Genomic DNA, 21,373 nt, shown 5'->3' with positions numbered 1-21,373 from the left:
GGCCCCGGCGTGCTGACCATCCACGCGGCGGACCTGCTGGTGCCCGGGGCCGGGCCCGCGGTCCCCGGCGGGGCGCTGGCGGTCTCCGGCCGCGAGATCGTCGCGATCGGACCGTACGAGGAGGTCGTGGCGGCCCACCCGCAGGCCCGGGTGCGCCGCTGGTCGGGCACCCTCACCCCCGGCCTGGTCCACCCGCACGGGGCGTGGCTGCTGGAGCACGCGTACCACCCGGACCCGCGCGAGGCCGAAGAACTCGGCACCGAGCCGCTGACGGGTGCGGCGCTGGTGGCGCTGGGGATGGACGACGCCCGCTGGGGCGCGAGTGCGCGGCGCGGGGTGCAGAGGTTGCTGGCGCACGGGGTGACCGCGCTCGTGGGCCCGCTGCGGCGCGCCCCCGCGGCGGACGCGGTCGCCCGCGCGGGCCTCACGGTGCTGCCGGGCCCGCGCCCGTCGCCCCCCGAAGCCCCGTCCCTACGCCCCCCTCCCGCCGCGTACGCCGCCCCCCTCACCCCCGGCGCCCACGCGAACTTCACGATCTCCACCCCCACGACCCGCCAGGCAACGACTCTGTCGGGCCGCCTCGTCTTCCGCCGTGCCTGAGCGTGCGCTGTTGGGGGCGCGGGGAACTGCGCGACCAGCCACAGACGGTCTGTAGTCGCCGACACCACGTAAACGACAACGGCGCTGGTGCGCCCCTGACATCCCCGCTGTCCCAGGAGCGTTGCTCTCCACCGGCCGGTGGTGGGCTTGTCGCGCAGTTCCCCGCGCCCCTGACGTGCCCGCCGTTTCCCGCGGGAGCGTTGGTCTCTACCGGCCGGTGGATGGTTGTTCGCGCAGTTCCGCCCCCTACGCCCAGAGGGCGTGGGGGGACCCCCAGCGCCCCTAAACCCTCTGTCCCGCAGGTGGACGACAAGGTGAGCGAAACAGGGGCGCGGGGAACTGCGCGCTCAGCCCACCAGCGGCAGGTAGAGGCCAGTCTTCCTGTGGCGTTATGGCGAGTGTGCCTAGGGGCCTGGGGGACCCCCAGCGCCCCTGGGTACCTGGCGTCGAGCCTGCTCGGTAGAGGGCGGCCGATACGTAGCCGCGCCTGAGTACCTGAGGTCGAGCCTGCTCGATGGGGGCGGGTCGCGCGCACCCCGCTTCACCCCGCGGGAGGCGAGCGCGCAGAATGGGGGCGTGAACCGTGCCTCGCTGGACAAGCAGCCCCGAGAAGTCGCGTCCATGTTCGACAAGGTCGCGAAGAACTACGACCTCACCAACGACGTGATCTCGCTCGGCCAGGACCGCAGATGGCGCAAGCAGGTCGCTCGCGCCCTCGACGCCCGCCCCGGCGAGAAGGTGCTCGACCTCGCCGCCGGCACCGGCACGTCCTCGCTGCCGTTCGCGCAGGCCGGCGCCTTCGTCGTGCCGTGCGACTTCTCGCTCGGCATGCTCCAGGAGGGCAAGAAGCGCCACCCGTGGCTGCCGCTCACCGCCGGCGACGCCACCGCGCTGCCCTTCCGCGACGGCGTGTTCGACGCGGTGACGATCTCCTTCGGGCTGCGCAACGTCCAGGACACCGACCGCGCCCTGCGCGAGCTGAACCGGGTCACCAAGCCCGGCGGCCGGGTGCTGATCTGCGAGTTCTCGCACCCCACGTCGGCTCCGTTCCGCACGGTGTACGAGGAGTACCTGATGCGCGCGCTGCCGCCGCTGGCGCGCCAGGTGTGCTCGAACCCGGAGGCGTACGAATACCTCGCCGAGTCCATCGAGTCCTGGCCGGAGCAGGCGGAGCTGGCGGCCATGCTCCAGAAGGCCGGCTGGTCCAAGGTGGCCTGGCGCAACCTCACCGGCGGCATCGTGGCGCTGCACCGCGGCACCAAGCCGTAGCGCACCAAGCCTTAGCGCACGAAGCCGTAGCGCACCAAGCCCGGGACTGCGGGGCCCCGGGACCGATCACGCGGTGAACGGGCCCGGGCCCGGGCTCACGCCGCCGCCCCGGCCTCCGCCCCCTGCGCCAGCTCCAGCCGGAAGCAGTACCCGCGCCGCACCGGGTCGCTGCCCGGCACCTCGTACTCCTCCGCCTTCTGCATCCCCAGCCGCCGCGTCACCGCGATCGACCGCTCGTTGCGCCCGTCGACCATCGCCACCACGCGCTCCACGCCCGCCGCCCGCACCCGCTCCAGGGTCGTCAGCGCCGCCGCCGTCGCCAGCCCCCGCCCCCACGCGCTCCTGGTCAGCCGCCACCCGATCTCTATCTCCCCGTACGGGCCGAAGTCCTCGCGCGGCCACGGCTGGGCGCCCGTGAAGCCGACCGCAGCGCCCTCTTCGTCCAGGACCGTCCACAGGCAGAAGCCCAACTCGGCGTCGTGCCGCCGCTGCCGCGCCGTCAGCTCCTCGTACTCGAAGAGCGCCGCGCTCCGCCCGCCGTGGAACCTCATGACCTCGGGGTCGTCGAAGATCCGGTGCCACACCACGGCGTCCTCGTCGGTGGGCACGCGCAGTCGTGCGGCGGGGAGGGGCCTGCTCATGAGGGGAGCCCTTCAGTCGGTTGATCGGTAGGTCCACATAGACTGCCCATGTCCCGTGCCGTTCAGCACGCCCAATTCCGAGTTTTCGGGAGATTCAGCCGTGACCGAGCCACCAACGGAACACACCGCGGATGTGATCGTCGTCGGCGCGGGCCCGGCGGGCTCCACGACCGCGTACCACCTCGCCAAGGCCGGACTCGACGTCCTGCTGCTGGAGAAGACGGCGTTCCCGCGCGAGAAGGTCTGCGGCGACGGCCTCACGCCGCGCGCCACGAAGCAACTCGTCGCCATGGGCATCGACATCTCCGAAGAAGCCGGCTGGCTGCGCAACAAGGGCCTGCGGATCATCGGCGGCGGCATGCGCCTCCAGCTCGACTGGCCGGAACTCGCCTCGTACCCGAACTACGGACTGGTGCGCAAGCGCGACGACTTCGACGAGCAACTCGCCCGGCAGGCGCAGAAGGCCGGCGCCCGGCTGTACGAGCGGTGCAACGTCACCGCCCCGATCGTCGACGACCGCACCCGCCGCATCACCGGCGTCAGCGCCAAGCTCGGCGAGGAGAAGACCCCGGTCACCTTCCACGCCCCGCTCGTCGTCGCCGCCGACGGCAACTCCACCCGGCTCTCGCTGGCGATGGGGCTGCACCGGCGCGAGGACCGCCCCATGGGCGTCGCCGTCCGCACGTACTTCACCTCCCCGCGCCACGACGACGACTACCTGGAGTCGTGGTTGGAGCTGTGGGACCGGCGCGGCCCCGGCCCGGACCGGCTGCTGCCCGGCTACGGCTGGGTCTTCGGCATGGGCGACGGCACCTCCAACGTCGGCCTCGGCGTCCTCAACACCTCCGCCTCCTTCAAGGAGTTGGACTGGCGCGAGGTGCTGAAGACGTGGTGCGCCTCGATGCCCGAGGAGTGGGGCTTCGTCGAGGAGAACATGCAGGGCCAGATCCGCGGCGCCGCCCTGCCCATGGCCTTCAACCGCCAGCCGCACTACACCCGCGGGCTGCTGCTCGTCGGCGACGCCGGCGGCCTGGTCAACCCCTTCAACGGCGAGGGCATCGCGTACGCCATGGAGTCCGGCCAGCTCGCGGCCGACGTCATCGTGCAGGCCAGCGCCCGCGCCACCGCCGCACAGCGCGAACTCGCCCTTCAGCGCTACCCGAAGGTCCTCAAGGACACCTACGGCGGGTACTACTCGCTGGGCCGCGCCTTCGTGAAGCTGATCGGCAACCCGAAGGTCATGAAGATCGCCACCCAGCGCGGGCTCACCCACCCGATGCTGATGCGCTTCACGCTGAAGATGCTGGCCAACCTCACCGACCCGACGGGCGGTGACGCGATGGACCGCATCATCAACGGCCTGTCGAAGGTGGCGCCCAAGGCGTGACCGGAGCGCAGGCCGCGGCTTGACCTTGTCACCGTGTGAAGGCGTGCAGTGGGGCCCGAGCCCGTGCCGCTCGTGGGCACGGGGAAGCACAAGGAGGCCCCTCGCATGATCAGGTCGTACGCCGGCTCCGGACCGTACTGCTACAACCACTCCCTCGCCATGACCGTGGGCGTGGAGCGGATGCCCTCGCCCACCGTCCTGGAGACCCTGACCGGCTCCCCCTTCGGGGTCCAACTGATCGGCGGCACGCTGCCGATGTTCGACCCCTACGGCTGGGACCCGGAGCTCGGTCTGAACCAGGCGGTCGACCACCTCGGGCTGTCCTGCCTGCGCACCTCCGGCGGTAGCCCGGAGGAGGCGCTGGCCCGGCTGCGGGAGGCCGCGGCCCGCGGCCCGGTGCTGGTGGGGCCGTTGGACATGGGGCTGCTGCTGTACCGCCCGGGCACCCCGGACCCCGGCTTCGGCGACCACTACGTGGTGGTGCTCTCCGTCGACGGACCCGCCGACGGGTCGGCGAAGGTGCTGCTGCACGACCCGCAGGGACACCCGTACGCGACGACGTCCGGCGCCGCGTTCGTCGAGGCGTGGCGGGGAGAGAAGGTCACGTACATCGACGAGGAGTTCGTGATGCGCTCGGACTTCGTCTCGGAGCGGGAGGTCACGGCCGAGGAGGCGCTGCGCGCTTCGCTGCCGGGCGCGGTGGCGTGGCTGGCCGGGCGGGACGACCTGCCCATGCCGGCCGGCACCCTCGGCGGCGCCGCCGCGGTCGAGGGCTTCGCCGAGATGGTCGCGCGGGGGCTCGACCCGGAGCTGCGTCAGCTGATGGCGGACTTCGTGATCCGGGTCGGCACCCGTCGCCTCTCCGACGCCGCCGACTGCCTCGCGCACCTCGGCCTCACGGACGCGGCCCGGGTGGCGACGGGCCAGGCCCGAACCCTCGGCTCCCTCCAGGAACCGCTGGTCACCGGCGACGACGACGGCCTCAGGGCCGGTCTGGCGCGGCTGGCGCCGGGGTACGAGCAGCTGCGGAAGGCGCTGGAGGCGGCGCTGGACTGACCGTCCCGGGGACGGCGGGGCAGGTGGTGGGCCGCGCGGGCGGGGGAGTCCGTACGCCCTGGCCACGGCCTGCTCGCCGCTCGCCGTCACGGCTCGATGCGGTCGCGGAAGTTGATGCAGCCCTCCAACTCGGCGGTGTGCCGGCCGCCCGCGACGTCCACGGACACCGCGGCGAACGCCATCCGGTGGCTGTCCCACTTGTCCGTGACGCGGTCGATCGTCAGCCGCACCGGCACCCGCGTCTCGGCGACCTGGCGGTGCAGCGACAGCTTCAGCGAGGTGACGAGGATCCGCTTGCGGGCCTCGGGCAGCCCCACGCGCGGGAGCGTGGCGAAGGCCGGGATGTGGTCGTTGGTGTACGCGTACAGCATCGAGGCCAGCGTGTGGTACGACACGATCTGCGCCAGGATCGAGCCGTGCAGCACGGGTCTGTACGGCGCGCTCTCGCTGACGTCCGCCGTCAGGTCCACGTCGAACACCCCGTGGTAGGCGACGCCGTCGAAGCTCATGTCGGTGGCCGACCACGGGGTGTGACACCAGGCCGCGGCCAGATCCTCGTTGATCTTCAGAAAGCTGGGTTGGTCGGACACGGCGGTCACCTCTCGGCTGTCGGCTGCGCTCACGGTCCCTCGTCCCGACCGCCGGCGGCCCCCGGTGCTCGGGCCGGGCGTCCGGTGCTCGGACCGCTGGTCTACCCGCGCCTTGGACGACACACCGGACGTACCCTCCGAACCACCCGAAGTGGGGAGCGCGCGGAATGCCCGCGGGGCGCCGACGGGGTGGCGGGAACGTGCCGTGCGTACCGGCTCACGGAATTTCCGTGATGCGCTCCATGTGCTCCTCTCCCCAGGCGCCGAGGGGTGCGAGCGCGTCATTGAGGGAACGCCCGAACTCGGTGAGGGAGTACTCCACCTTCGGCGGCACCTGGGGGAATTCCTCGCGGTGGATCAGCCCGCTGTGCTCCATCTCCTTCAGCTGCAGGATCAGCATCCGCTCGCTGATCCCCTCGACCGCGCGCCGCAGTTGGCCGAAGCGCAGGGGCCCGTCGGCCAGGTAGAAGAGGATCAGCCCTTTCCACTTGCCGCCCATGACGGTGACGGCCGCGTCCAGTCCGCACGTGAATTTCCGCTGCTTCATTGTTCTCGCCCAGCTCCGCCCTGACAAAAGTGTGAGTACCCAACAGAATTGTAGGTACTTGATCATTTTTCGGTGGCGTTCCAGCATGGCGGAAGGCGCGCCGATCGCGCTTCTCCTTCCGGCCGCTTCCTTACTTCCGCCATGTCTTCACGGCTTTGCGCTATTCGGCGCGCCTTCGAACAGGAGTGATCCGCATGTCCACGCCCGCTGCCACCCCCGTGACCGTCCTGGGGCTCGGCTCCATGGGCAGCGCACTCGCCGCTGCCTTCCTCGCCGCCGGCCACCCCACCACGGTCTGGAACCGCACCCCCGCGAAGGCGGCGGCGCTGGCCGCCCGCGGGGCGGTCCACGCACCGTCCGTCGAAGCCGCGGTCGCCGCCGGCCCGTTGGTGGTCACCTGCTTCTCCACGTACGACGCCACCCTCGGCGCACTCGCCCCGGCCGCCGCCGCGCTGCGCGACCGCACCCTGGTCACCCTCAACAGCGGCTCGTCACAGGGCGCGCTGGAGACCGCCGAGTGGGCGGCGGCGAACGGCGCGGACTTCCTCGGCGGAGTGGTCAAGAACGTCCCCCAGGCCGTCGGCCTGCCCGACACCCAACTCCTCTTCGCCGGCGACCGGTCCGTCTTCGACGCGTACGAGCCGGTCCTGCGGGTCCTCGGCGGCGACACCGTCCACCTCGGCACCGAACCCGACCTCGCCGTCTTCTACGAGTCGGCCGTCGGCGCCACGCTGCTGCCCGCGTTCGTCGGCTTCCTCCACGGCGCCGCACTGGTCACCGCCCGCGGACTGCCGGCCAGCTCGATGGTGCCGATGAGCGTCAAGTGGATGCAGATGATCGCCTCGGTCCTCCCCGCGTACGCCGAGGAGATCGACTCCGGCGACTACTCGCGCCCCTTCTCGTCCGTCAACGTCTTCCACGACGGACTGGCCAGCGAGAGCCGAGCGGCCGAACTGGCCGGCCTGGACACGACCTGGCTGGAGCCGCTGCACGACCTGATCCGGCGCGCGGTCGCGGAGGGCCGCGCGGATCAGAGCGTCTCCGCCCTGATCGAGATCCTGCGCGGAAAGTGAAGCGGAGCGGCACGTCGATAGGGTGATCCGATGACGCAGACGCCCCCGACGAACGCCGCGCCGCGGCCCGCGCCCCAGCCGTACCTCGCCGAACTGTTCTCCCTGGAGGGGCGTACGGCCCTGGTGACCGGGGGCAGCTCCGGCATCGGCCGGGCCATCGCCGGCGCGCTCGCCCGCGCGGGCGCCTCCGTCGTCGTCCTCGCCCGCCGCGAGGCCGAACTCGTCGCCACCGTCGACGAGCTGACCGCGGCCGGCTGTCGCGCCGCCTGGGTCAGCGCCGACCTCGCCGACCGCGCCGCGGTGCGCACCGCAGCCGAGGAGGCGGTGGCCGCCTTCGGCGAGCCGGACGTCCTGGTGAACGCCGCCGGCGTCAACATCCGCCCGCCGCTGGGCGAACTCACCGAGGCGGAGTGGGACACCACGATGGCGGTGAACCTGACCGCCCCGCACCTCCTCGGTCAGCGCTTCGGTCCGGCCATGGCGGCCCGCGGCCACGGCCGCATCGTGCACGTCACGTCCCAGCAGGCGCACCGCGCCTTCGTCGACAGCGGTGCGTACGGCGTCTCCAAGGGCGGGCTCGAATCGCTCGCCCGCTCGCAGGCGGAGGCGTGGTCCCGCCACGGCGTCACCGTCAACACGCTGGTGCCCGGCTTCGTGATGACGCCGCTCAACGCCCGGCTCTCCAGCGACCCGGCGAAGGTCGCCGCCCTCGCGGCCCGCACGATGACCGGGCGCAACGGCCTGGTGGACGACTTCGCCGGCGCGGCCGTCTTCCTGGCGTCGGCGGCGTCCGCGTACGTCACCGGTCAGGCGATCTTCGTGGACGGCGGGTTGTCCGTGCACTGAGTGCCGACTGCTCCCCTGCCTTCGGGTGGGGGAGCAGCGGCGCGTACGGAGCGGGTCGGGCTACTCGAAGACGACGCCGGACTGTTGGCCCTCGCCCAGGACGACGTTCATCGACTCGTTGTACGCCGTCCACTGCACGGTGGTGACGTCACCGGCGTGGAAGGGGGTGGTGTCCGGAAGGAAGCCGGTGACCACCTCGTTGGCGATCTGCCAGGTGCCGTCGCACAGCGGGACGGCGGGCGCCGGGCTGCCGGGGTCGGGGTGGGGGGCGTCCCACTTGTGGATGGTGGTGCGCACGTAGTGCTGGTGGCCCGCGCCGGACTGCGAGGCGTGCAGCTCGATCGCGGCCACGCCGGAGCCGGGGGCGCAACGGTAGGCGACGTGGAAGGTGTTCGGGTCGGCGGTGGCCGAGAGCACCTTCACCTGGGGCGCCGACGGGGTCCCCACGGTGGCGGGCTGGGCGGCGGCGGGCAACACCGTGCCGGCGAGCACGGTGCCGGTCGCGGCAATGGTCATCACAGCTCTTCGTATGGTGATCACGAGCCGGACACTAACCCAGCTTTTGCGGAACTGCTCGTTCCTTTAGTGATCACCGGCCCGGACGGAGACGCGACAGGGCCGCGGCTCCGCCCCCGAGCGGGGGAGCCGCGGCCCTGTGGTGCGCGTGTGGGTGGGCGGTACGGGTCAGAGCACCCGGACCGCGCCGGTCGCCGGGTAGCCCGACAGGTCCTGGATGACCACGCCCTTACGGGGGTTGGCGGCGTCGAGGTACTTGCCGTCGCCGATGTACACGCCGGTGTGGTACGCGCTGCCCGCGGCACCCCAGTAGAGGATGTCGCCGACCTTGAGGTTGCTGGTGCCCACCTGGCGGCCGGCGGTGGACTGGTCCTGGGAGACCCGCGGCAGGTCGATGTTGATCTGGCGGAACGCGGCCTGCACCAGGCTGGAGCAGTCCCAGGAGTTGGGGCCGGTGGCGCCCAACACGTAGGCGTCGCCGACCTGGGCCTTCAGGAAGGAGATGACCTTCCCGACGGAGCCGGAGGCGGCCGTGGAGGACGAGTTGCTGCTGCTGCCGGTGGAGGCGGAAGCGGAGGCGGTGGTGGCGTTGGAGAGCGAGGTGCGTTCGGCGGTGCGGGAGGCGCGCTCCTGCTCGGCGGCGCGCTTCTTCGCCTCGGCCTTCTCGGCCTCCGCCTTGCGGACGGCCTCGGCCTTGGTCTTCTTCGCCGTCTCGGAAGCCTTGCTCGCCGCCGTGTCCTCGGCGAGCTGCAATTCCTGCTCCAGCGCCGTCTGCTGCGAGTTCGCCGCGGACTGCTGGACGACGTGGGAGATGGAGGACGCCACGTCGAACGCGGGCATCTCGACGGTCTCGGTCACGGGGTCGGCGCTCGCCGGCGCCGCCGCACCGGCCACGGCGATGGTGCTGAGGACGCCACCGGCAACTCCGGCGCGCAGCGCGATGGCAGAGGCGCTGCGCTGGCGGGGCTTCCGGTGGCTGGGTATGTGAGCGGTGTGGGACATGAGTACACCGTTATCAGCCGTACATAGATGCCATCAAGAAACGTGGGGTGCGCCACAGTTGCGACCGGAATTAGTCAATCCGCTTCTGTTCGAGCTTTATTGACGCCGTAACGGGCAATGCGGACATTCATGATCATGCTCGTGAGCATGTGGTTTCAATAAAAGGTCCGAATTGCCCTTCACCTAGCACCTCGACGCCCCGTTGGCCAAGCCCCGCTTTCCCGGCCCTCGGTGTCATGTGGCGCAGGTCACAGGGTCACGGGGATGTCACGAAGTCCTGTTCCTTTGGTGCGCCTTGCCGACGGGAGTTCGTGAACGCGTGCACGCATCGACCCCACGGGTACCGGGAGTGATCCTCCCGTCGCGGTGAGGGGTGGCGGCGCGCGCCGGAGTCTCGCCGTCCGCTCTTCGCGCGCCCCCGGCTCCCTCCTCGTCCACTCCCGTCCGCCCGAACCTCCGCGTGAGTGAGGCGATGTCGGGGAGGCGCCTTTTATCACCCGAAGCGGTCGATCGCCAATTTGCCCGAATGGACCGGCCCCTGATAGTGGATCACGCCTCCGACCAGGGATAACTCCCTGGGATGTTACGCGATGTGACGCCGTGAGCGCTTCGCGTACGAAGATCACTCCTGTTTTGAGCCCATGATCGTCCTGCGGGTGGTGGAGATCACAAAGGCGATGGTCGACCCCGTGTCGCAGATCACAGACCGGCGGGCATAGGATGCGGGCCATCGGGCTTGTGAACTGCCTCACATGTAAGCGATCTTCGAGGCGGCGAGCCGAAAGGCCCGGTGCGGTCCACGGTCAGCGACGACTGGAAGGAGCGAGGAGGGTGAATGCCTACGCGCCCATCCTTGTACTCGGCGCCCTCGGGGCAGGGTTTGCGATCTTCTCCGTGGTCATGGCCACGCTGATCGGCCCAAAGCGCTACAACAGGGCGAAGCTCGAAGCGTATGAGTGCGGCATCGAACCGACGCCGACTCCGGCCGGTGGTGGTCGATTCCCCATCAAGTACTACCTGACGGCGATGCTCTTCATCATCTTCGACATCGAGATCGTCTTCCTCTACCCCTGGGCGGTCAGCTTCGACGCCCTGGGTCTTTTCGGGCTCGTGGAGATGCTGCTCTTCGTGCTCACCGTCTTCGTCGCCTACGCGTACGTGTGGCGGCGCGGCGGCCTGGAATGGGACTAGGCCGTGTCTGACAAATCCCGTCTGGGCTGAGGAGCACCCATGGGACTCGAAGAGAAGCTTCCGAGCGGTTTCCTGCTGACCACGGTCGAGCAGGCCGCGGGCTGGGTGCGCAAGGCATCCGTCTTCCCTGCGACGTTCGGACTGGCCTGCTGCGCCATCGAGATGATGACCACCGGAGCCGGCCGCTACGACCTCGCCCGCTTCGGCATGGAGGTCTTCCGCGGCTCGCCGCGCCAGGCCGATCTGATGATCGTCGCGGGCCGGGTCAGCCAGAAGATGGCGCCCGTGCTGCGGCAGGTGTACGACCAGATGCCCAACCCCAAGTGGGTCATCTCCATGGGCGTGTGCGCCTCGTCGGGCGGCATGTTCAACAACTACGCCATCGTGCAGGGCGTCGACCACGTCGTCCCGGTCGACATCTACCTGCCCGGCTGTCCGCCGCGCCCCGAGATGCTGCTGGACGCGATCCTCAAGCTGCACCAGAAGATCCAGAGCTCCAAGCTCGGCGTGAACGCGGAGGAAGCGGCCCGCGAGGCGGAGGAAGCGGCGCTGAAGGCGCTTCCGACGATCGAGATGAAGGGGCTGCTGCGATGACCGACCGACCCCGCGGCCCCGCCGGGGGCGCGCACGGCCACCCCCGGCCCGCAGCGGCCAGCGCAGGTGCACACGCTCACAAAGGGGCAGCACGGTGACAGACGAACCCAACCCGGAGAAGGAGCTCAGCGAGCAGAACCTTCCCGGTCAGCGCGGTGAGCACGGCGAGGAGATCCGCGTACAGCGCGGCATGTTCGGCGCCAACAACGGCGGCGACACCTCCGGCTACGGCGGACTCGTACGCTCCGTACGGCTCCCCGGCGCCGCCACCCGCCCCTACGGCGGCTACTTCGACGAGGTCGCCGACGAACTCGAAGGCGCCCTCGAAGAAGAGGGCCTCCTGCCGGAGAACGCGATCGAGAAGACCGTCGTCGACCGCGGCGAGCTGACCTTCCACATCGCCCGCGAGCACCTACCGCAGGTCGCCCGCACCCTGCGGGACGACCCGGCCCTCCGCTTCGAACTGTGCACCGGAGTCAGCGGGGTGCACTACCCCGAGGACAAGGGCCGCGAGCTGCACGCCGTCTACCACCTGCGCTCGCTCACCCACGGCCGGCTGATCCGGCTGGAGGTCACCGCCCCCGACGCCGACCCGCACATCCCGTCCCTGGTCGCCGTCTACCCGACGAACGACTGGCACGAGCGCGAGACCTACGACTTCTTCGGACTGGTCTTCGACGACCACCCGGCGCTCGCCCGGATCATGATGCCGGACGACTGGCAGGGGTACCCGCAGCGCAAGGACTACCCCCTCGGCGGCATCGCCGTCGAGTACAAGGGCGCGCAGATCCCGGCTCCCGACCAGCGGAGGTCGTACTCGTGAGCACACCCTCAGCATCGGCACGCGAGACCACCGAAGGTCCCGTCTACACCGTCACCGGCGGCGACTGGGACGAGGTCGTCCAGACCGCGGCCAAGGCGGACGACGAGCGCATCGTGGTCAACATGGGGCCCCAACACCCCTCCACCCACGGAGTGCTCCGGCTGATCCTGGAGATCGACGGCGAAACCGTCACCGAAGCCCGCTGCGGCATCGGCTACCTCCACACCGGCATCGAGAAGAACCTCGAATTCCGCACCTGGACGCAGGGCACCACCTTCGTCACGCGCATGGACTACCTGACGCCGTTCTTCAACGAGACGGCGTACTGCCTGGGCGTGGAGAAGCTCCTCGGCATCGAGGACCAGATCCCGGACCGGGCCAACGTCATCCGGGTGCTCCTGATGGAGCTGAACCGGATCTCCTCCCACCTGGTGTGCATCGCCACCGGAGGCATGGAACTCGGCGCCACCACGATCATGATCTACGGCTTCCGGGACCGCGAACTCGTCCTCGACCTGTTCGAGCTGATCACCGGTCTGCGGATGAACCACGCCTACGTCCGCCCCGGCGGCCTCGCCCAGGACCTGCCGCCGGGCACCGTGGACCGACTGCGCGAGTTCGTGAAGACCATGAAGAAGAACCTGCCGCAGTACGACGCGCTCGCCACCGGCAACCCCATCTTCAAGGCCCGCATGCAGGACGTCGGCTACCTCGACCTCGCCGGCTGCATGGCCCTCGGCGCCACCGGCCCGATCCTGCGCTCCGCCGGCCTCCCGCACGACCTGCGCAAGACCGACCCGTACTGCGGTTACGAGAACTACGAGTTCGACGTGCCGACCGCGGACACCTGCGACTCCTACGGCCGCTTCCTGATCCGGCTGGAGGAGATGCGCCAGTCGCTGCGGATCGTCGAGCAGTGCATCGACCGCCTCGAACCCGGCCCGGTCATGGTCGCCGACAAGAAGATCGCCTGGCCCGCGCAGCTCGCGCTTGGCCCGGACGGACTCGGCAACTCCCTCGACCACATCAAGAAGATCATGGGCACCTCCATGGAGGCCCTGATCCACCACTTCAAGCTGGTGACCGAGGGCTTCCGCGTACCGGCCGGACAGACCTACGCGGCCGTGGAGTCCCCCAAGGGCGAACTCGGCGCACACGTCGTCTCCGACGGCGGCACCCGCCCCTACCGGGTCCACTTCCGGGACCCGTCCTTCACCAACCTTCAGGCCATGGCGGCGATGTGCGAGGGCGGCCAGGTCGCTGACGTCATCGTCGCCGTCGCGTCCATCGACCCCGTGATGGGAGGCGTCGACCGATGACGGCCCAGTCGTCGAACCCGGGAGCGTCCAACCCGGGAGTGCAGCTCGGGATGCCCCAGCTCCCCGCGCCCGACTACCCGGCCGAGGTCCGCGCCCGGCTGGAGCGGGACGCCAAGGAGGTCATCGCGCGCTACCCCGAGTCCCGCTCCGCGCTGTTGCCCCTGCTCCACCTGGTGCAGTCCGAAGAGGGCCACGTCACCCGCACCGGGATGCAGTTCTGCGCGGACGTGCTCGACCTCACCACCGCGGAGGTCACCGCCGTCGCCACCTTCTACACCATGTACCGGCGCAAGCCCTCCGGCGACTACCAGGTCGGGGTCTGCACCAACACGCTCTGCGCGGTCATGGGCGGCGACGCCATCTTCGAGGCCCTCAAGGAGCACCTCGACGTCGGCAACGACGAGACCACCGACGACGGCGCCATCACGCTGGAGCACATCGAGTGCAACGCGGCCTGCGACTTCGCCCCCGTGATGATGGTGAACTGGGAGTTCTTCGACAACCAGACGCCCGAGTCCGCCAAGCGGCTCGTTGACGACCTGCGCGCCGGACGCGAGGTCACCCCCACCCGCGGCGCGCCCCTGTGCACCTTCAAGGAGACCGCGCGGATCCTCGCCGGCTTCCCCGACGAACGCCCCGGCGCGGTCGAGGCGACCGGCGGCGCCGGTCCCGCGTCCCTGGTCGGGCTGCGGCTCGCCAAGGGCGAGTCCCTGCCCCCGAAGGTGGTCTCCCCGCGCGCGTCCCGACCGGCCACCGAGGAGGGGGAGTGATGACCTTGTCCACCCAACACGGCGACGCGACCGGATCCGGAGCCGGCGGCCCCGGGGGAGAGGTGAACCCCGAGAAGCTGCTCGCCCCCGTCCTCTCCTCCTTCTGGGACGCCCCCGACTCCTGGACCCTGGAGACCTACCGCCGCCACGACGGCTACGAAGGACTGCGCAAGGCGCTGGCGATGTCGCCCGACGACCTCATCGCCTACGTCAAGGACTCCGGCCTGCGCGGCCGGGGCGGCGCCGGCTTCCCCACCGGAATGAAGTGGCAGTTCATCCCGCAGGGAGACGGAAAGCCCCACTATCTCGTTGTCAACGCCGACGAATCGGAGCCGGGGACCTGCAAGGACATCCCGCTCCTCTTCGCGAACCCGCATTCCCTCATCGAGGGGATGATCATCGCTTGCTACGCGATCCGTTCGAACCACGCCTTCATCTATCTCCGGGGCGAGGTCGTGCCCGTCCTGCGCCGTCTCCACGAGGCGGTACGGGAGGCGTACGCGGCGGGATACCTCGGCAAGGACGTCCTCGGCAGCGGACTCGACCTCGACATCACGGTGCACGCGGGCGCCGGCGCGTACATCTGCGGTGAAGAGACCGCGCTGCTGGACTCCTTGGAAGGGCGGCGCGGCCAGCCCCGGCTGCGACCCCCCTTCCCCGCGGTCGCCGGTCTGTACGCGTGCCCCACTGTGGTGAACAACGTCGAATCGATCGCATCGGTTCCCGCGATCCTGAACCGCGGCAAGGACTGGTTCCGTTCGATGGGCAGCGAGAAGTCCGCGGGCTTCACGCTGTACTCGCTCTCCGGCCACGTCGCCAACCCCGGCCAGTACGAAGCCCCGCTCGGCATCACGCTGCGGCAACTGCTCGACATGAGCGGCGGCATGCGCCCCGGCCACCGGCTGAAGTTCTGGACCCCCGGCGGCTCGTCCACCCCGATGCTCACCGACGCCCACCTCGACGTCCCCCTGGACTACGAGGGCGTCGGCGCCGCCGGCTCCATGCTCGGTACCAAGGCGCTCCAGTGCTTCGACGAGACGACCTGCGTCGTACGGGCCGTCACCCGCTGGACCGAGTTCTACGCGCACGAGTCCTGCGGCAAGTGCACCCCCTGCCGCGAGGGCACCTACTGGCTCGTCCAACTGCTCCGCGACATCGAGGAAGGCCGGGGCGTCCCCTCCGACCTCGACAAGCTCAACGACATCGCGGACAACATCAACGGCAAGTCGTTCTGCGCCCTCGGCGACGGCGCGGCTGCCCCCATCTTCTCCTCGCTCCAGTACTTCCGGGAGGAGTACGAGCAGCACCTGACCGGCCACGGCTGCCCGTTCGACCCCCGCAAGTCCACCCTCTGGGCCGACCGGAACACCACCACGGAGGTGACCGCATGACAGTGACCACCAGCGCTCCCTCCGGGGGCGGTCAGGCCCCGGTCCCGCCCGAGGACCTGGTGTCGCTGACGATCGACGGAGCGGAGATCAGCGTCCCCAAGGGCACGCTCGTCATCCGCGCCGCCGAACTGCTCGGCATCGAGATCCCCCGGTTCTGCGACCACCCCCTCCTCGACCCCGCCGGCGCCTGTCGCCAGTGCATCGTCGAGGTCGAGGGCCAGCGCAAGCCGATGGCGTCCTGCACCATCACCTGCACCGACGGGATGGTCGTCAAGACGCAGCTCACCTCGCCCGTCGCCGAGAAGGCGCAGAAGGGCGTGATGGAGCTGCTGCTGATCAACCATCCGCTGGACTGCCCGGTCTGCGACAAGGGCGGCGAGTGCCCGCTGCAGAACCAGGCCGTCTCCCACGGCGACCCCGACTCACGCTTCGACGGCAAGAAGCGGACGTACGAGAAGCCCGTGGCGATCTCCTCGCAGGTGCTGCTCGACCGCGAGCGGTGCGTCCTGTGCGCCCGCTGCACCCGCTTCTCCAACCAGGTCGCCGGCGACCCGATGATCGAACTCATCGAACGCGGCGCCCTCCAGCAGGTCGGCACCGGCGAGGGCGACCCCTTCGAGTCGTACTTCTCCGGGAACACCATCCAGATCTGCCCGGTCGGCGCGCTCACCTCGGCCGCTTACCGCTTCCGCTCCCGCCCCTTCGACCTGGTGTCGTCGCCGAGCGTGTGCGAGCACTGCGCCGGCGGTTGCGCCACCCGCACCGACCACCGCCGCGGCAAGGTGATGCGTCGGCTCGCCGCCGACGACCCCGAGGTCAACGAGGAGTGGGTGTGCGACAAGGGGCGGTTCGCGTTCCGCTACGCCCAGCGCCCCGACCGGCTGACCACCCCGCTGGTGCGTGACGCGGACGGCGTGCTCCAGCCCGCGAGCTGGCCCGAGGCGCTGGCTGCCGCCGCGGCCGGGCTCTTCGCCGCCCGCGGTCGCGCCGCGGTCCTCGCCGGCGGCCGGCTCACCGTCGAGGACGCGTACGCCTACGCCAAGTTCGCCCGGGTCGCCCTCGACACCAACGACGTCGACTTCCGGGCCCGGGTGCACTCCGCCGAAGAGGCCGACTTCCTCGCCGCGCGCGTCGCGGGGCGCGGCCGTGACCTGGACCGCAGCGGGCTGACGTACAGCCAGCTGGAGAAGGCGCCGGCCGTGCTGCTCGTCGGGTTCGAGTCCGAGGAGGAGGCCCCCGGCGTCTTCCTGCGGCTGCGCAAGGCCAACCGCAAGCACGGCCAGCGCACCTACGCGCTCGCCACCCACGCCACCCGCGGCCTGACGAAGGCCGGCGGCACCCTGCTGCCGGCCGCGCCCGGCACCGAGACCGAGTGGCTGGACGCGCTCAGCGGCAGCGTCGGCCTATCCGAAGGCACCGAGGGCGCCGACGGCGCGCGGGCCGCCGAGGACCTGCGCAAGGACGGCGCGGTCATCGTCGTCGGCGAACGCCTCGCGGGCGTACCCGGCGGACTGACCGCGGCCGTGCGCACCGCCACCGCCACCGGCGCGCAGCTCGTGTGGATCCCGCGGCGGGCCGGCGAGCGCGGCGCGGTGGAGGCGGGCGCCGTCCCGTCCCTGCTGCCCGGCGGCCGGCCGGCGACCGACCCGCGGGCCCGCGAGGAGACCGCCGACGTCTGGCGCGTACGCGAACTGCCGCACCGCTACGGCCGGGACACCGGGCAGATCGTGGAGGCCGCCGCGAACGGCGAACTCGGCGCACTGCTGGTGGCCGGCGTGGAGCTGGCGGACCTGCCCGACCCGGCGCGGGCACGCGCGGCGCTGGACGCCGTCGGCTTCGTGGTCAGCCTGGAGCTGCGACCCGGCGAGGTCACCGAGCGGGCGGACGTGGTCCTTCCGGTCGCCGCCGTCGCCGAGAAGTCCGGCACCTTCCTCAACTGGGAGGGCCGGGCCCGGATGTTCGAGGCGGCGCTCAAGCCGGACCAGATGACCCGCCCGCTGCCGCCGACCGACGGACGCGTGCTGCACATGCTCGCCGACGAGATGGACGTACCGCTCGGCCTGCCGGACGTACGGGCCGCCCGCGCCGAGCTGGACCGGCTCGGCGGGTGGCGCGGGCCGCGGGCGACCGAGCCGATGGAGTCCGGGCAGCCGCTGCCCCGCGCGGGCGAGGGCGAGGCCGTACTCGCAGGCCACCGACTGCTGCTGGACCAGGGCCGGCTCCAGGAGGGCGACGCCGCGCTGGCGGGCACCCGCCACGCCGCCGTCGCCCGGCTCTCCGCCGCCACCGCCGCCGAGACCGGCGTCAAGGACGGCGACGAACTGACCGTCACGGGGCCGACCGGTTCGGTGACGCTGCCCCTGGCGGTGACCGAGATGCCCGACCGGGTGGTGTGGCTGCCGCTGAACTCCACCGGCGGCGGCGTCGCTTCGGACACGGGGGCGCTGCCCGGACGACTGGTTCGCATCGCTCCCGCGCGGTCCGGGGCGGCGACGGAAGCGCCGGAGGTGCGCTCATGACCGGCCAGACCTTGGCCACCGGGGTCGCGCAGGCCCCGCTGAACGTCCTCGCCGCCGAGGACCTGTCGATGTTCGGACGCGACCCCTGGTGGCTCGTCGTCATCAAGGCGGTGTTCTGCTTCGCGTTCCTGATGGTGACGGTGTTGTTCTCCATCGTGTGGGAGCGCAAGGTCGTGGCCTGGATGCAGCTGCGCATCGGGCCCAACCGGCACGGTCCCTGGGGGCTGCTCCAGTCGCTCGCCGACGGCATCAAGCTGATGCTGAAGGAGGACGTGATCGTCAAGCGCGCGGACAAGGTGATCTACGTCCTCGCGCCGATCGTCGCGGCGATCCCGGCGTTCATGGCGATCGCGGTGATCCCCTTCGGCCCCGCGGACAACCAGGTCTCCATCTTCGGCCAGCGCACCACGATGCAACTGACCGACCTGCCGATCGCGATGCTGTACGTGCTCGCGATCGCCTCCGTCGGGATCTACGGCATCGTGCTCGCGGGCTGGTCGTCCGGCTCGACCTACCCGCTGCTCGGCGGGCTCCGCTCGTGCGCGCAGATGATCTCGTACGAGATCGCGATGGGCGCGGCCTTCGCCTCCGTCTTCCTCTACTCGGGGTCGATGTCGACGTCCGCGATCGTGGATGCGCAGGCGGACCGGTGGTTCGTGATCCTGCTACCGGTGTCGTTCATCATCTACGTCGTCACGATGGTCGGCGAGGTCAACCGCGCCCCCTTCGACATGCCGGAGTCCGAGGGCGACCTGGTCGGCGGCTTCAACACCGAGTACAGCTCGATCAAGTTCGCGATGTTCATGCTGGCGGAGTACGTCAACATGGTCACCGTCTCCGCGGTCTCGGTCACCCTCTTCCTCGGCGGCTGGCGCGCTCCGTACCCGATCTCCACCTTCTGGGAGGGCGCGAACCAGGGCTGGTGGCCGATGCTCTGGTTCGTCCTCAAGGTCCAACTGCTGCTGTTCTTCTTCATCTGGCTGCGCGGCACGCTGCCGCGCGTCCGCTACGACCAGTTGATGAAGCTCGGTTGGAAGGTCCTCATCCCGGTGTCGGTGGTCTGGCTGATGCTGGTCGCCACCGTCCGCGCGCTGCGGAACGAGGGCTACGACTTCCAACAGATCCTGCTCTACGTGGCCGGCGCGATCATCGCCGTCCTGTTGCTCACCTTCGTCGCCGACCTGTTCCGCGGCAGTCGGGACAAGCGTGCGGAGGCCGAGGCCGCGCAGGAACCGCCGCCGGCGTTCGACCCGATGGCGGGCGGGTACCCGGTGCCGCCGCTGCCCGGGCAGACCCTGCCGCCCGTACCGCGCAGGCGTCCGCGCCACGATCGGGAGCTCATTGTCAGTGGCGGAGTCAATACTGTGAGTGACGGTCCCGAAGACCGGCGTTCTCGTGACGGAAAGGAGGCTGACGGTGTCTGAGCGAGCAGAGGGGCCGCAGGGGTCCCAAGATCCCCGGGCCGAGCAGGGTTCCCCGACGTCGGGGGAGAAGTTCCTGAATCCGGTCGCCGGCTTCGGCGTGACCTTCAAGGCCATGTTCAAGAAGCGGCTGACCGAGCAGTATCCGGAGCAGCAGAAGGTCACGGCGCCGCGCTTCCACGGCCGCCACCAGCTGAACCGCCATCCGGACGGCCTGGAGAAGTGCGTCGGCTGCGAGCTGTGCGCCTGGGCCTGTCCGGCCGACGCGATCTACGTCGAGGGCGCCGACAACACCGAAGAGGAGCGGTACTCCCCGGGCGAGCGCTACGGCAGGGTGTACCAGATCAATTACGCCCGCTGCATCTTCTGCGGCCTGTGCATCGAGGCGTGCCCCACCCGCGCGCTGACGATGACGAACGAGTTCGAGCTGGCCGACACCTCCCGGGCGAACCTGATCTTCACCAAGGAGCAGCTCCTCGCCGGCCTCGACGAGGGCATGGTCGACAGCCCGCACGCGATCTTCCCCGGCATGGACGAACAGGACTACTACCGGGGGCTGGTCACCGAAGCCGCGCCCGGCACGGTCCAGCAGGTCGCCACGTCCAAGGGGGAGAAGGGCGAGGAGGTGGACGCATGAGCGGCACCGCCGCCACCTGGCAGACCCTGGCCGCCAGCACCACGTCCACGGGCGAGGCGTTCCAGTTCTGGGTGCTCGGCACGGTCGCGGTGATCGGCGCGCTGTGCACGATCCTGATGAAGCGCGCCGTCCACAGCGCGCTCTGCCTCGCCGGGACCATGATCATCCTGGCGGTCTTCTACCTCGCCAACGGCGCGTACTTCCTCGGCATCGTCCAGATCGTCGTCTACACCGGCGCGATCATGATGCTGTTCCTCTTCGTCGTCATGCTGGTCGGCGTCACCGCGGCCGACTCGCTCAAGGAGACGTTGAAGGGGCAGCGCTGGTGGGCCGCGGCCTGCGGGCTCGGCTTCGGCGTCCTGCTGATCGCCGGCATCGGGAACGCCTCCTTGGAGACGTTCAACGGCCTCGGCGCCGCCAACTCCGCCCACGGGGGCAACGTCGAGGGCCTGGCCGCCCTGATCTTCACCAAGTACGTCTTCGCCTTCGAGATCACCGGCGCCCTGCTGATCACGGCGGCCGTCGGCGCGATGGTGCTCACGCACCGGGAGCGCACCGAGCGCGCCAAGACCCAGCGCGAGCTGGCGGAGGAGCGGGTGCGCGAGGGCAAGCAGCTCCCGCCGCTGCCCGCCCCCGGCGTCTACGCCCGGCACAACGCCGTCGACGTTCCCGCCCTGTTGCCCGACGGCACCCCGGCGGAGCTGTCCGTCAGCCGCACCCTGCGCGAGCGCGGTCAGATCCGCGACGTGTCCAGCGAGGCCCTGGAGGACCTCAAGGCCCTGGAGCAGCGCTCCGAGGAGCGGTTGGGGCGGGACGAGGGCGCGGACGCGACCGGCCGTGACGGCGACCGCGACCGGGACGAAGAGGAGGCCACACGGTGAATCCGGTCAACTACCTCTACCTCGCCGCCCTGTTGTTCACCATCGGCGCGGCAGGGGTCCTGATCCGGCGGAACGCCATCGTGGTGTTCATGTGCATCGAGCTGATGCTCAACGCCTGCAACCTCGCCCTGGTCGCCTTCTCCCGGATGCACGGCAACCTCGACGGCCAGATCATCGCCTTCTTCACGATGGTCGTCGCCGCCGCCGAAGTCGTCGTCGGCCTGGCGATCATCGTGTCGCTGTTCCGTTCGCGCCATTCGGCCTCGGTCGACGACGCCAGCCTGATGAAGCTGTGAGGGG

22 protein-coding genes are annotated in these 21,373 nt (G+C 70.6%); 17 read left to right on the top strand and 5 right to left on the bottom strand.

From position 1 onward, the window contains the following. Nucleotides 1–9: 9 nt before the first annotated feature. A complete protein-coding gene (locus ABZ842_RS03155) occupies nt 10–600 on the top strand; it encodes a hypothetical protein (RefSeq protein WP_361530680.1) in 591 nt (196 codons plus the stop codon). Between the two features lie 576 nt (nt 601–1,176). Then, a complete protein-coding gene (locus ABZ842_RS03150; protein WP_361530677.1) occupies nt 1,177–1,869 on the top strand; it encodes a demethylmenaquinone methyltransferase in 693 nt (230 codons plus the stop codon). 95 nt (nt 1,870–1,964) lie between these two features. On the opposite strand, the gene ABZ842_RS03145 is transcribed toward ABZ842_RS03150, so the two are convergent. Beyond that, nucleotides 1,965–2,510 carry a GNAT family N-acetyltransferase gene (locus tag ABZ842_RS03145; RefSeq protein WP_361530674.1) on the bottom strand — a complete coding sequence of 182 codons (546 nt, stop codon included), beginning with the start codon at nt 2,508–2,510 and terminating at the stop codon, nt 1,965–1,967. A gap of 100 nt (nt 2,511–2,610) precedes the next feature. Between ABZ842_RS03145 and ABZ842_RS03140 the strand changes: the two genes are divergently transcribed. Together ABZ842_RS03140 and ABZ842_RS03135 are read left to right on the top strand one after the other, a co-directional pair. Then, a complete protein-coding gene (locus ABZ842_RS03140; RefSeq protein WP_361530671.1) occupies nt 2,611–3,897 on the top strand; it encodes a geranylgeranyl reductase family protein in 1,287 nt (428 codons plus the stop codon). 108 nt (nt 3,898–4,005) lie between these two features. Beyond that, a complete protein-coding gene (locus ABZ842_RS03135) occupies nt 4,006–4,953 on the top strand; it encodes a hypothetical protein (protein WP_361530972.1) in 948 nt (315 codons plus the stop codon). A gap of 86 nt (nt 4,954–5,039) precedes the next feature. Here the strand turns inward: ABZ842_RS03135 and ABZ842_RS03130 are convergent, their stop codons facing one another. Further along, nucleotides 5,040–5,543 carry a hypothetical protein gene (locus ABZ842_RS03130; RefSeq protein WP_361530668.1) on the bottom strand — a complete coding sequence of 168 codons (504 nt, stop codon included), beginning with the start codon at nt 5,541–5,543 and terminating at the stop codon, nt 5,040–5,042. Nucleotides 5,544–5,760: 217 nt separating this feature from the next. Beyond that, nucleotides 5,761–6,090, bottom strand: coding sequence for a helix-turn-helix domain-containing protein (locus tag ABZ842_RS03125; protein WP_361530665.1), 330 nt, complete (start codon nt 6,088–6,090; stop codon nt 5,761–5,763). 194 nt (nt 6,091–6,284) lie between these two features. Between ABZ842_RS03125 and ABZ842_RS03120 the strand changes: the two genes are divergently transcribed. Together ABZ842_RS03120 and ABZ842_RS03115 are read left to right on the top strand one after the other, a co-directional pair. After that, entirely contained in the window at nt 6,285–7,163 is an 879-nt protein-coding gene (locus ABZ842_RS03120) for an NAD(P)-binding domain-containing protein (RefSeq protein WP_361530662.1), read from the top strand. A 30-nt stretch (nt 7,164–7,193) separates the two neighbouring features. Then, nucleotides 7,194–8,009, top strand: a complete 816-nt coding sequence (locus ABZ842_RS03115; protein WP_361530659.1) for an SDR family oxidoreductase — start codon at nt 7,194–7,196, stop codon at nt 8,007–8,009. 60 nt (nt 8,010–8,069) lie between these two features. Here ABZ842_RS03115 and ABZ842_RS03110 read toward each other — a convergent pair whose 3' ends face one another. Then, entirely contained in the window at nt 8,070–8,525 is a 456-nt protein-coding gene (locus ABZ842_RS03110) for a hypothetical protein (protein ID WP_361530656.1), read from the bottom strand. 168 nt (nt 8,526–8,693) lie between these two features. Then, on the bottom strand, nt 8,694–9,527 hold the full coding sequence (locus ABZ842_RS03105) for an NlpC/P60 family protein (protein ID WP_361530653.1): 834 nt from the start codon (nt 9,525–9,527) through the stop codon (nt 8,694–8,696). Nucleotides 9,528–10,358: 831 nt separating this feature from the next. Between ABZ842_RS03105 and ABZ842_RS03100 the strand changes: the two genes are divergently transcribed. The 11 genes from ABZ842_RS03100 to nuoK all read left to right on the top strand — a co-directional run bounded on the left by ABZ842_RS03100 (nt 10,359) and on the right by nuoK (nt 21,369). Next, on the top strand, nt 10,359–10,718 hold the full coding sequence (locus ABZ842_RS03100; protein WP_073792966.1) for an NADH-quinone oxidoreductase subunit A: 360 nt from the start codon (nt 10,359–10,361) through the stop codon (nt 10,716–10,718). A gap of 39 nt (nt 10,719–10,757) precedes the next feature. Then, on the top strand, nt 10,758–11,312 hold the full coding sequence (locus ABZ842_RS03095) for an NADH-quinone oxidoreductase subunit B (protein WP_073792965.1): 555 nt from the start codon (nt 10,758–10,760) through the stop codon (nt 11,310–11,312). A 94-nt stretch (nt 11,313–11,406) separates the two neighbouring features. After that, the gene (locus tag ABZ842_RS03090) at nt 11,407–12,135 is read left to right on the top strand and encodes an NADH-quinone oxidoreductase subunit C (protein WP_361530648.1); all 729 of its coding nucleotides are present in this window, start codon (nt 11,407–11,409) and stop codon (nt 12,133–12,135) included. After that, nucleotides 12,132–13,454 (top strand): NADH-quinone oxidoreductase subunit D, encoded by a 1,323-nt coding sequence (locus ABZ842_RS03085; RefSeq protein ID WP_361530645.1) that lies wholly within the window; start codon nt 12,132–12,134, stop codon nt 13,452–13,454. Before ABZ842_RS03090 ends, ABZ842_RS03085 begins: the two co-directional genes overlap by 4 nt. Beyond that, complete coding sequence (gene nuoE, locus ABZ842_RS03080) at nt 13,451–14,224, top strand: NADH-quinone oxidoreductase subunit NuoE (RefSeq protein WP_361530642.1); 774 nt, start codon at nt 13,451–13,453, stop codon at nt 14,222–14,224. Before ABZ842_RS03085 ends, nuoE begins: the two co-directional genes overlap by 4 nt. Beyond that, nucleotides 14,224–15,615 carry an NADH-quinone oxidoreductase subunit NuoF gene (gene nuoF, locus ABZ842_RS03075; RefSeq protein WP_361530639.1) on the top strand — a complete coding sequence of 464 codons (1,392 nt, stop codon included), beginning with the start codon at nt 14,224–14,226 and terminating at the stop codon, nt 15,613–15,615. The genes nuoE and nuoF overlap by 1 nt, the downstream gene beginning before the upstream one ends. Then, nucleotides 15,612–18,134 (top strand): NADH-quinone oxidoreductase subunit G, encoded by a 2,523-nt coding sequence (locus ABZ842_RS03070; protein WP_361530636.1) that lies wholly within the window; start codon nt 15,612–15,614, stop codon nt 18,132–18,134. The genes nuoF and ABZ842_RS03070 overlap by 4 nt, the downstream gene beginning before the upstream one ends. Further along, nucleotides 18,131–19,558, top strand: coding sequence for an NADH-quinone oxidoreductase subunit NuoH (nuoH, locus tag ABZ842_RS03065; RefSeq protein ID WP_361530633.1), 1,428 nt, complete (start codon nt 18,131–18,133; stop codon nt 19,556–19,558). Before ABZ842_RS03070 ends, nuoH begins: the two co-directional genes overlap by 4 nt. Next, complete coding sequence (gene nuoI / locus ABZ842_RS03060; RefSeq protein ID WP_361530629.1) at nt 19,551–20,192, top strand: NADH-quinone oxidoreductase subunit NuoI; 642 nt, start codon at nt 19,551–19,553, stop codon at nt 20,190–20,192. The genes nuoH and nuoI overlap by 8 nt, the downstream gene beginning before the upstream one ends. Beyond that, on the top strand, nt 20,189–21,073 hold the full coding sequence (locus tag ABZ842_RS03055) for an NADH-quinone oxidoreductase subunit J (RefSeq protein WP_361530626.1): 885 nt from the start codon (nt 20,189–20,191) through the stop codon (nt 21,071–21,073). Before nuoI ends, ABZ842_RS03055 begins: the two co-directional genes overlap by 4 nt. Then, nucleotides 21,070–21,369 (top strand): NADH-quinone oxidoreductase subunit NuoK, encoded by a 300-nt coding sequence (gene nuoK, locus ABZ842_RS03050; protein WP_093661653.1) that lies wholly within the window; start codon nt 21,070–21,072, stop codon nt 21,367–21,369. The genes ABZ842_RS03055 and nuoK overlap by 4 nt, the downstream gene beginning before the upstream one ends. Nucleotides 21,370–21,373: the final 4 nt, after the last annotated feature.

The sequence above is a fragment of the Streptomyces sp. NPDC047315 genome, from assembly GCF_040643215.1.
Classification (GTDB): Bacteria; Actinomycetota; Actinomycetes; order Streptomycetales; family Streptomycetaceae; genus Streptomyces.
The sequence above is the reverse complement of the archived record's forward strand: the minus strand, read 5'-3'. Positions and strand labels throughout refer to the sequence as shown.

Coding starts and splice junctions, on each gene's coding strand:
- ABZ842_RS03145 (WP_361530674.1), bottom strand. CDS start 2,510: ATGAGCAGGCCCCTCCCCGCCGCACGACTGCGCGTGCCCACCGACGAG.
- ABZ842_RS03125 (WP_361530665.1), bottom strand. CDS start 6,090: ATGAAGCAGCGGAAATTCACGTGCGGACTGGACGCGGCCGTCACCGTC.
- ABZ842_RS03120 (WP_361530662.1), top strand. CDS start 6,285: ATGTCCACGCCCGCTGCCACCCCCGTGACCGTCCTGGGGCTCGGCTCC.
- ABZ842_RS03115 (WP_361530659.1), top strand. CDS start 7,194: ATGACGCAGACGCCCCCGACGAACGCCGCGCCGCGGCCCGCGCCCCAG.
- ABZ842_RS03110 (WP_361530656.1), bottom strand. CDS start 8,525: ATGACCATTGCCGCGACCGGCACCGTGCTCGCCGGCACGGTGTTGCCC.
- ABZ842_RS03105 (WP_361530653.1), bottom strand. CDS start 9,527: ATGTCCCACACCGCTCACATACCCAGCCACCGGAAGCCCCGCCAGCGC.
- ABZ842_RS03095 (WP_073792965.1), top strand. CDS start 10,758: ATGGGACTCGAAGAGAAGCTTCCGAGCGGTTTCCTGCTGACCACGGTC.
- nuoE (WP_361530642.1), top strand. CDS start 13,451: ATGACGGCCCAGTCGTCGAACCCGGGAGCGTCCAACCCGGGAGTGCAG.
- nuoF (WP_361530639.1), top strand. CDS start 14,224: ATGACCTTGTCCACCCAACACGGCGACGCGACCGGATCCGGAGCCGGC.
- ABZ842_RS03070 (WP_361530636.1), top strand. CDS start 15,612: ATGACAGTGACCACCAGCGCTCCCTCCGGGGGCGGTCAGGCCCCGGTC.
- nuoH (WP_361530633.1), top strand. CDS start 18,131: ATGACCGGCCAGACCTTGGCCACCGGGGTCGCGCAGGCCCCGCTGAAC.
- ABZ842_RS03055 (WP_361530626.1), top strand. CDS start 20,189: ATGAGCGGCACCGCCGCCACCTGGCAGACCCTGGCCGCCAGCACCACG.